1 pseudogene is annotated in these 253 nt (G+C 67.2%); it reads left to right on the plus strand.

Going from position 1 to position 253, the window contains the following annotated elements:
- Positions 1–253, plus strand: a pseudogene (locus ACZY0B_RS28095) (TPM domain-containing protein); the annotation flags it as partial.

Raw genomic sequence — 253 nt, forward strand, 5'->3', positions numbered from 1 at the left:
GACCCTCCTCGACGCGGTCGACAGCGCGGCGACCGACATCAACCGGGCCCTGGCCGGTCTGCCCGCGGCGATCACCGATATTCAGGCCGGTATCGACCAGGCGAATTCGCTTCTGGGGCAATCCGGTACACCGCAGGCCGACAAACTGAGTGCGGCGCGTGACGCGGCGACGAAGGCTGCCGACGAAGCTACGGCCAATGGCAAGGCCGACCCACTGGGAACCTTCACGCGACTGACCAAGGCCGACGCCGAA

This window comes from Mycobacterium sp. IDUB_19, from assembly GCF_055419445.1.